The organism is Campylobacter sp. RM19073 (assembly GCF_024723495.1).
In the GTDB taxonomy this organism is placed as follows: Bacteria; Campylobacterota; Campylobacteria; order Campylobacterales; family Campylobacteraceae; genus Campylobacter; species Campylobacter porcelli.
Genome location: NZ_JANQCT010000033.1, coordinates 1 through 9,611 on the forward strand (window position 1 = coordinate 1; position 9,611 = coordinate 9,611).

A 9,611-nucleotide genomic window follows, 5' to 3' on the forward strand; every position below is an offset into this window, starting at 1 on the left:
GATTGAGTTGATAGAAAGATGACGCGTTAAAAGGAGAATTATATGGAAAACGATAATATGTTAGAAGAAGATTTAGTATCTGTAGGTATTCCTGCTTATAATCACGAAAACTATATTCAAGAGACTATTAGATCTATCATAAATCAAACTTATAAAAATATAGAATTAATTATATTAGATGATGGATCTACCGATAAGACATGGGAAAAAATATTGGAATTAGAAGATGAGTGCAAAAAAAGATTTACCAATATACATTTTGAAAAACAACAAAATATTGGTTGCACTAAAACCAATGCTAAATTAATATCTCTTGCAACTGGAAAATACTATATGAACATTGCTTCAGATGATTTAGCTAAACCAAATACTATAGAGATAGAGTATGAATTTTTAAAAAATAATCCAGATTATATTTTATGCGTAGGAGATAATGATCTTATAGATTCATCATCTAATGTTATTGCAATGGATGAAAATAGACATGTGGCTACCAGGCTATCAAAATTTATTTTTTATACCACTGTTGAGCATAGCACATATGACCTTAGTAGAAGTTTCCAAGATGATTATGCTAAAAGGTGTGATTGGAGAAAAGTAGAGGCGATAACATATGCTGATTTATGGCATGGAAATAAAATTCCAAATGTTGGACTATATAGATTAGATTTACTAAAACAAGTAGATTTAAATAATGCTATGTATCCTATTGATGACTGGGCTATTCATATTCAGTTGTTAAAAATAGGCAAGTATAAAGTTTTACCAGATATTTTAGGAACATATAGAATACACGAAAACCAACAAATTAAAAATAATGATAAATTAATTTTAGATATAAGAGTGATTCAATTTTATGAAATTTATCGACTAGAAACTGAATATCCAGAATATTTAACAGATGAATTATATGAAAATTGGTGGTTTAGAGCTTTAAAAAATAAATTTGATAAAACCAAGAATTCTATTTATTGGGATGAAAAATACTATTTAAATAAATATCCAGAAGTATTAGAGGCCGGATATTTGCCTATTGTTCATTATTTAACATATGGCGTATATAATGGATATTTACCTTGTGATAAATTTGAAAAATTTAATAAAGATTTTAAAAACATTAATCTTGCTATTGAAGGCCATAAATATTTTACACAAAGCAAACTCCCAAGATTATTTGGTTTAAAACTTTTTGGATTGAGATTATGCGACATTAAAACTATAAGTCCAGGTAATTACAATATTTATCTATTATCTATTCCATTTTTATCCGTTCGTACCAATGAAAAAGATATAAATATTAATTTTCTTACTTTACAAAGATTGTATGCAAAAATTAAAAATTATCGTAACAGAATATTGGAAAAGAATAAATTTGAAGAAAAGACAAAAATACTTGAAAAAAATAAAATAAACAGAAATGCCATTATAAATAAATTTAAAAATGGTGAAAAAATTACCATAGCTCTATTAACATCTAGGCCAGGAATGTGGAATTTTGACTCATTATATAATATTTTAAATAAAGATAATCGTTTTGATGTTAAAATAGTGGTAATGCCAGACCCTTATCAAGGCGAAGAAACTATGATTCATTATTTGATAAAAACCTTGAAAGAATTAAGGAATAAGGGTTATGAGCCAATATCTGGTTTTGATTTAAATACCCATAAAGTACTAGATTTTAAAAACAAAATTAACCCAGATATAATATTTTATTCTGATTTTTGGAAGCCACATTTTTTTAATGAATTTTATATTACAAATTTTCTAGATAAAATAACAATGCTTAATGATTATGGTTTTAATGTTATGCAAGAGAATAAGGTTGTTGTATTCGAGTTAAATAATATGGTTGATCTGTATTTTCGCCAAACTTATTTTCATAAAAAAATGGCTATTCCCTTAATGAAAAATAGAGGTAATAATATCAGAATTGTAGGAAGTCCAAAAATAGAATCTTTTTTTGATAAAGATTATCAGCCTGCTAATCCTTGGAAAATACAAAATAGTATAAAAAAGAAAATTATATGGGCTCCTCATTATAACAAAATGACTTCAAAGGATATGTATTGCTGTAATGCATTTTGGGAAATTTATAATACTATGCTAGAAATAGCTGATATATATGCAGATCAAATTCAAATTGCTTTTAGACCACACCCAATGCTTAAACAAAATCTTTATAAAGAATGGGGAAAACATAGAACAAATCTATACTTTAATGAATGGCAAACTAGAGAAAATACTCAAGTATTTGAAGACGAGTTTATAGATTTGTTTTTAACTTCAGATGCTATGATTATGGATTCTTGTTCATTTTTGGCCGAATATACAGCCGTTAATAAGCCTTTATTTTATACATCAACAAAAACTTCTAGATTAAATTTAAATGAATTTGGTAAAGAAATTTTTGAAAATGTATATAGTACAAGCAATAATCTAACTTTAGATATAGAACACTTTATTCAAGATGTTGTAATTAATGGAAATGACTACAAAAAAGAAGAACGAACAGAATTTGTAAAACAGTATTTCGGAAAAATTAATGGTAAAACCGCTTCTGAAAATATTTACGATGAAATTATTAAATTTTTAGAAAAAGGAGAGGTATAAAATGGCTACAATCGGTCTAATTATAGCAGGCGGAGTGGGTGCTAGAATGCAACAAGCGATTCCTAAGCAGTTTTTAACAGTTTATGATAAGCCAATTATCGCATATACTATGGAAAAATTTGAAAATCATCCAGAGATAGATATTATAGCTGTTGTATGCCTTGATGGGTGGGAACACATATTGGAAAGCTACGCTAAGCAGTATAAGATCACAAAATTAAAACATATATTTCCAGCTGGTGCTGTTGGGCAAGAATCTATCAAAAACGGGATTATGGGCTTAGCAGAGCATTATGATGATGATACTATAGTATTAATCCATGACGCCATTAGACCAAATTTATCAAAAGATATTATTTCAGATTGTATCGAAACCACAAAGAAACAAGGCAATGCAATTGCGTGTATTCCTTGTCAAGAAGCTATGCTCGAGACAAAAGATAGTATTTGTTCTGAATCTTCGTATCCTAGAGATAATTTAAAACGAACTCAAACCCCGCAAGGATTTAGATTAGGTATTATTAAGAATACCCATAAAAAAGCCTCTGAACTAGGAATTGTAAATTCAATAGCTAGTTGCACATTGATGATTGAAATAGGTGAAAAGGTATATTTTTCTATGGGCTCAGAGAAGAATATAAAATTAACTACTTTAGAAGATATGGAAATATTTAAAGCTTTACTAAATGGAAACAAAAATGATACCTAACATTCTAATGGATGAATATAATAAAATTACTAAATTATTAAATTATAATTTTAAAGATAAGAAATTTCTAATTACAGGAGCAAATGGATTAATTGGTTCATATTTAGTTGATTATTTGAGCTTCACCGGAGCTAAAGTATATGCTATGTCAAGATCTATTGATAAGCTTAAATTTAGATTTAATAACCAAAATATTAAACTAATAGAACAAGATTTAAATGAGCCTTTAAAAATCAATAATAAATTTAATTATATTATTCATGCTGCCAGCAATGCTCATCCACTTGCGTTTTCACAAGATCCAGTCGGCACTATGAAGACTAATTTGTTTGGAACAATCAATCTTTTAGAAATGTCTAAAAATTCAAATTCTAAATTTTTATACCTTTCAAGCGGTGAAATTTATGGAAATAATATAGACCATGATTTTACAGAAGATGATTTAGGGGTGGTTGATACTAAGATAGCCCGTTCTTGCTATCCTGTATCTAAAAGAGCCGCTGAAACTCTGTGCGTATCATATTGCGATCAATTTGGAATACATACAAACATTGCTAGGCTGTGTTATGTATATGGACATACAATTACAGATGATAACTCTAGAGCAGATGCGCAATTTTTAAGAAATGCTCTTTTAGGCAAAGATATAGCTATGAAAAGCAAAGGAACTCAGCGTAGAACATATTGCTATGTAGCTGATGCAGTTAGTGCCTTGCTATTTATATTATTAAATGGTGTAAAATCTGAAGTTTATAATATCGCAAATCCGCATTCAATAGTCACAATAGCTCAATATGCTCAAATCTTAGCAAATATAGCCAATGTAAATCTTAAATTTGAATTACCAGATGAGATAGAGCAAAAAGGATACTCCAAACAAGCAGATTCCGTTCTATCAGCTCAAAAGCTAATTAATATAGGATGGAAGCCACTATATGACATAAATGTTGGCTTAGAACACACATTTCGTATCAAAAAGGAGTCGATAAATGCTTAAAGAGTTAAAAGAGCAAGTTTTTAAAGCTAATTTAGAGCTTGTTAAGTACAATTTAGTAATTTTTACTTGGGGAAATGTATCAGCTAGAGATGGAGATTACATCGTTATTAAGCCTTCTGGTGTAGAGTATGATAAAATGAAAGCCGATGATATGGTTGTTTTAGATTTAGATGGAAATAAAATTGATGGGAAATATAATCCATCTTCTGATACTTTGACTCATTTAGAATTATATAAGGCTTTTCCAAATATTAAAGGCATCACGCACACACACTCCAACTATGCTACCTCATTTGCCCAAGCTGGTTGCGAAATAGTAGCCCTAGGCACCACTCATGCTGATTATTTTTATGGAGCAATCCCCATTACACGTCATTTAGATGAAATAGAAGTAGTAGAAAATTACGAAAAAAATACTGGAAAAGTAATAATAGAAGCTTTTAAAGGTATTGATTATATGGCAATTCCAGGAGTATTGGTAAGAAGTCATGGGGTGTTTGCTTGGGGTAAGAGTGCTGGCGACTCTATACATAATGCTGTCGTGATAGAGGAGCTAGCTAAAATGAATTATCAATCTATACAATTAAATCCAGATATAAAAAATTTTCCAAAATATATCTTGGATAAGCATTATAGCAGAAAACATGGTAAAAATGCGTATTATGGACAAAAGCATATTTAGTCTATAAAATTTTATAGACTAAACTATATTTATTATAATTTCATTTTTTTTTTTTGATAATCTACCGCCAAAGATTTTCTCAAAGGCGAAAGATGCAAAAACATACTAAAGAGAATGGAAATGTGGTTTATGGAGATCTTTCTAGGCAGGTAAATTTAAAACTAGATTTTAAAGGTAAGAATAATATTATATTTTTTGCTGGAGGTAGTAAAAATATAAATATTTGCTTTTATGGAAACAATGCGCTGGCATTCATAGGTAATAATACAATTATTTCAGGTCAACAAACCGCCATGAGTAGTGATAGTGTTTTATTTGTTGATGACAATTCTAGTTTTGGTGGAGTGACAATAAGACCTTTTGAAGCAAAAAACATAATATTTGGCAGAGATTGTATGTTTTCTTGGAGTACAGTAGTTACATCCACAGATCATCATTTGATTATGGATTGCAATACAAATAATAGAGTTAATTATTCTAAAAGTGTATATATTGGAGATCATGTTTGGTGTGGAATGGAGGCGACTATTTATAAAGGTTCATTTGTAGCATCTGGAGCCATTATAGGTACTAAAAGTTTAGCTACTAAGATATTCTATTCTAATACTGCAAATGCTGGCATTCCGGCTAAAGAGATAAAAAATGAGCTATTTTGGCTTAGGGATAGTCCATTTGCTGGTCAATGGACAAAAGAACAAACTTTAAAACATTCAAATATACCAAATGATGATTTTAAATTTACCTATAACAAAGCCGAGTTTTTATCCCCAAAAGCTATTGAAGAAAAACTTGATAGTCTTAAAACCGCATTTGAAAAGCTTGAATTTATCTATGATGCGATTTATTGTAATAAAAATAAAAATCGCTTTGCCTATTTTAAAGATATGCCTTATGATATTCCATTGCCAAAATATGAAAACAAATTTAAACTTTTAAAATTTGAAGAGATAAAACCTACTTTAACTACCCAATCAAAGTCAGTTGCTTCGCAACCTTCTCAGCCATCTTCATTAGAATTAGAAATAAAAATTCTAAAAGACAAACTTATATCTAAAGAACAAGAAATTAAAAATATGAAAGATAAAATTGAGAAACAAAATGCAAATATGCACAATTTAGAGAATAATTATCAAAAAGCTTTAAGAGCTAAAAGTCATCTAAGTTATAAACTCGGTCAAGCTCTTATAAAAGCTGATAAAAATCGTTATAAAGGCGGGTATATTAAATTTATTTTTGAAGCTATGAAAATCAAGAGAGAACATAAATATAACTAGCAATAGCAAAATCATATTTATAAAAAATCTTAATATTTGAGATAAGTAGTTGCATATAATTCTTAAAGTTAAGATTGTTACGGTGTTTATTGATATTAATTATGGCAAGGTTATTAAATAAATTTTTACAAAAAGTATAGTATAATTCCATAGCTTAAGTTATTTTTAGGTAGGAGATTATCCATTATGAAAGGTATCATATTAGCAGGTGGTAGTGGAACTAGGTTATATCCAATCACAAAAGGTGCAAGTAAGCAAATTTTACCTGTTTATGATAAACCTATGATATATTATCCGCTTTCTGTGCTAATGTTAGCGGGCATTAGAGATATACTTATAATTTCCACGCCACGAGATTTGCCTAGATTTGAAGAGTTATTGGGTAATGGGGCAAATTTGGGAATAAAGCTTTCTTATGCTGCTCAGCCAAGTCCAGATGGATTAGCTCAAGCTTTTTTGATTGGTGAAGAATTTTTAGACGGAAGTAGTGCTTGTTTGATTTTAGGTGATAACATATATTATGGTCATGGGCTAAGAAATTTATTATTCAAAGCCAAAGAGGCTATCAAACAAAATTATGCTACAGTATTTGGGTATTATGTTAATGATCCTGAGAGATATGGCGTTGTTGAATTCGATAAAAATGGCAAAGCAGTAAGCATAGAAGAAAAACCAGCTAATCCAAAAAGTTACTATGCGGTTACAGGATTGTATTTTTATCCAAATGATGTGGTAGAAAAAGCCAAATTGGTTAGACCATCCAATAGAGGAGAATTAGAGATTACCACGCTTAATCAATTTTATTTAGATGAAAACAGGTTAAATGTGGAAGTTATGAACAGAGGATTTGCTTGGCTAGATACTGGAACCCATAGCTCTCTTTTAGAAGCAAGTATTTTTGTTAAAACAATTGAAGATAGACAATCTTTAAAAATAGCATGTTTAGAAGAGATAGCTTATGATTTAGGATATATTAATAAACAGCAGTTGTTAAAAATGGCTGAACCTTTGAAAAAAAATCAATATGGTCAGTATTTGCTTAAACGAGCTAATGAAATTTCTGAAAAATAAAATGAAATTTACTAGATTATCAATACCAGATATTGTCTTAATCGAACCAAATATATATCAAGATGATAGAGGTTATTTTTTAGAAAGTTTTAGATTGGATAAAATTAGGGAATTTCTAGGCTATAATATTGACTTTGTTCAAGATAATGAAAGTAAATCAAATTTGTGGGTATTTAGAGGGTTACATTATCAAAAACCTCCATTTACTCAAGCAAAATTAGTAAGAGTTATTTCTGGTTCAATATGTGATATAGTTGTGGATATTCGTAAGAATAGCCCAAATTTTGGACAATATCTAAAAATAAATTTAGATGGAATATCAAAGAAGATGCTTTTTATACCAAAGGGTTTTGCTCATGGTTTTTTAACCTTAGAAAACAATACAATCATTAGTTATAAAACTGACAACTATTATAGTTTTGAACATGATAGTGGAATTGCTTATAACGATCCACAAATCGGAATTGATCTGGAATTTGATGAAAATAAATTGATTTTAAGCGATAAAGATAAGACTCAGCCGATGTTATCAGATATAATTAGTCCATTTGATTTTTAAGTATAAAACTATGGAAAGAATTTTAGTTTTTGGTGCTTATGGGCAGCTTGGTAGCGAGTTTCGATATTTGTCAAATAGGTACTCAAATTTTTCTTTTATGTTTCTTGGCAAAAATGATATTGATATTATAAACTTTAATGAAACTAAAGAATTTATCAAATCTAAGAGTTTTACTGTTATTATAAATTGTGCCGCATATACTAATGTAGATAAGGCTGAGGAAGAATTTGAATATGCTAAATTAGTTAATTATAAAGCTGTAGAAAATTTAGGTAAAATAGCTCATGATAATAATATTAAATTTATACATATCTCTACTGATTATGTTTTTAATGGTAATCATTGTTCTCCATATTGCGAATTTGATCAAGCCTTTCCAATTAATAAATATGGTCTTAGTAAATTAATGGGAGAACAAATACTTATTAATATGCAAATAAAAAAATGCATAATCATAAGAACATCATGGCTATATGGATATTATGGTAAAAATTTTGTATATACTATATTAAATGCTATTAAAGCCAATAATCCATTATCAGTGGTATCTGATCAAATAGGAACTCCAACAAATTCTAGAGATTTAGCTACTACAATTTTAAATATAGTTCCATTAATTAACAACGATAAACCGCAAATATATCATTATAGCAATGAAGGAGTAGCTAGTTGGTATGATTTTGCCAATGCTATAACTAGTATTAGTAAGATAAAGTGTCAAATATTTCCCATTGAGAGCAAGGATTACCCTACAATTGCAGTTAGACCATTATATTCTGTATTAAATAAATCTAAAATAAAGCAAGATTTTGGAGTAGCTATCCCATATTGGAGAGATAGCTTAGTAGAATTTATAAAAAGTATTAAGGAGTTATAATAATGAAATCAATACTACTTACTGGCACAGCTGGTTTTATAGGTTCAAATTTTGTAGAATATTTTTTAAATAAATATGAAAATTACATATTAATCAATCTTGATTTATTAACATACGCTGGAAATCTAAATAATCTTAATAAATGTTTTAATAATCATAGATTTAAATTTATTAAAGGCGATATTTGCAATAGAGAATTAGTGGAGTTTATATTTAAAGAGTATGATATTAAAGGGGTTATACACTTTGCAGCAGAATCTCATGTGGATAATTCGATTAAAAATCCGGGCGTATTTGTTCATACCAATGTTAATGGTACCTTTACTTTAGTTGATGTGGCATATAAATATTGGATGGATAGCCCATTTAATTATAAAAATAAATATGATGGTTGTAGATTTCATCATATTAGCACAGATGAAGTATATGGAACACTAGGAGATATAGGATTATTTACCGAAACAACTCCATACGCACCAAATTCGCCATACTCGGCAAGCAAGGCAAGTTCTGATATGATTATTAGAGCTTATGTGGAGACTTATGGGTTAAATGCAGTTATTACAAATTGCTCAAATAACTATGGCCCAAAACAACACGATGAAAAGTTAATTCCTACTATAATTCGCAATGCCTTGCAAGGAAAAAATATTCCCATATATGGCGATGGTAAAAATATTCGCGATTGGCTATATGTACTAGATCACTGCAAAGGCATAGATTTAGTTTATCATAATGGAGTAAGAGGCAATACTTATAATATTGGCGGCCGAAATGAAAGAACAAATTTAGAGATAGCTAACACAATTTGTGAAATATTGGATAAGAG

General features: G+C 29.0%; 9 protein-coding genes. All 9 read left to right on the forward strand.

The genetic code is table 11. The features are described 5' to 3' along the window. Positions 1-42 precede the first annotated feature (42 nt). Positions 43-2,613: a glycosyltransferase gene (locus CSUIS19073_RS07680; protein WP_086242662.1), complete on the forward strand. Its 2,571-nt coding sequence runs from the start codon at positions 43-45 to the stop codon at positions 2,611-2,613. A gap of 1 nt (position 2,614) precedes the next feature. Beyond that, complete coding sequence (locus CSUIS19073_RS07685; protein WP_086242663.1) at positions 2,615-3,322, forward strand: IspD/TarI family cytidylyltransferase; 708 nt, start codon at positions 2,615-2,617, stop codon at positions 3,320-3,322. Then, the gene (locus CSUIS19073_RS07690; RefSeq protein WP_180379417.1) at positions 3,312-4,319 is read left to right on the forward strand and encodes an NAD-dependent epimerase/dehydratase family protein; all 1,008 of its coding nucleotides are present in this window, start codon (positions 3,312-3,314) and stop codon (positions 4,317-4,319) included. Before CSUIS19073_RS07685 ends, CSUIS19073_RS07690 begins: the two co-directional genes overlap by 11 nt. After that, the gene (locus CSUIS19073_RS07695) at positions 4,312-5,001 is read left to right on the forward strand and encodes an L-ribulose-5-phosphate 4-epimerase (RefSeq protein ID WP_086242665.1); all 690 of its coding nucleotides are present in this window, start codon (positions 4,312-4,314) and stop codon (positions 4,999-5,001) included. Before CSUIS19073_RS07690 ends, CSUIS19073_RS07695 begins: the two co-directional genes overlap by 8 nt. 92 nt (positions 5,002-5,093) lie before the next feature. Beyond that, a complete protein-coding gene (locus CSUIS19073_RS07700; RefSeq protein WP_086242666.1) occupies positions 5,094-6,275 on the forward strand; it encodes an acyltransferase in 1,182 nt (393 codons plus the stop codon). 186 nt (positions 6,276-6,461) lie between these two features. After that, positions 6,462-7,346 (forward strand): glucose-1-phosphate thymidylyltransferase RfbA, encoded by an 885-nt coding sequence (gene rfbA, locus CSUIS19073_RS07705; protein WP_086242667.1) that lies wholly within the window; start codon positions 6,462-6,464, stop codon positions 7,344-7,346. Continuing rightward, positions 7,327-7,905 (forward strand): dTDP-4-dehydrorhamnose 3,5-epimerase, encoded by a 579-nt coding sequence (gene rfbC, locus CSUIS19073_RS07710; protein WP_236845316.1) that lies wholly within the window; start codon positions 7,327-7,329, stop codon positions 7,903-7,905. The genes rfbA and rfbC overlap by 20 nt, the downstream gene beginning before the upstream one ends. A 10-nt stretch (positions 7,906-7,915) precedes the next feature. Beyond that, a complete protein-coding gene (gene rfbD / locus CSUIS19073_RS07715) occupies positions 7,916-8,782 on the forward strand; it encodes a dTDP-4-dehydrorhamnose reductase (RefSeq protein WP_086242668.1) in 867 nt (288 codons plus the stop codon). A gap of 2 nt (positions 8,783-8,784) precedes the next feature. Beyond that, positions 8,785-9,611 (forward strand): dTDP-glucose 4,6-dehydratase (gene rfbB / locus CSUIS19073_RS07720; protein WP_337214404.1); only part of this gene is annotated, 827 nt, incomplete at its 3' end.

What these genes read in the sequence shown, in the direction of transcription:
- rfbA (WP_086242667.1), top strand. Translation starts at nt 6,462, where the DNA reads ATGAAAGGTATCATATTAGCAGGTGGTAGTGGAACTAGGTTATATCCA.
- CSUIS19073_RS07700 (WP_086242666.1), top strand. Translation starts at nt 5,094, where the DNA reads ATGCAAAAACATACTAAAGAGAATGGAAATGTGGTTTATGGAGATCTT.
- CSUIS19073_RS07690 (WP_180379417.1), top strand. Translation starts at nt 3,312, where the DNA reads ATGATACCTAACATTCTAATGGATGAATATAATAAAATTACTAAATTA.
- rfbC (WP_236845316.1), top strand. Translation starts at nt 7,327, where the DNA reads ATGAAATTTCTGAAAAATAAAATGAAATTTACTAGATTATCAATACCA.
- CSUIS19073_RS07685 (WP_086242663.1), top strand. Translation starts at nt 2,615, where the DNA reads ATGGCTACAATCGGTCTAATTATAGCAGGCGGAGTGGGTGCTAGAATG.
- rfbD (WP_086242668.1), top strand. Translation starts at nt 7,916, where the DNA reads ATGGAAAGAATTTTAGTTTTTGGTGCTTATGGGCAGCTTGGTAGCGAG.
- CSUIS19073_RS07680 (WP_086242662.1), top strand. Translation starts at nt 43, where the DNA reads ATGGAAAACGATAATATGTTAGAAGAAGATTTAGTATCTGTAGGTATT.
- CSUIS19073_RS07695 (WP_086242665.1), top strand. Translation starts at nt 4,312, where the DNA reads ATGCTTAAAGAGTTAAAAGAGCAAGTTTTTAAAGCTAATTTAGAGCTT.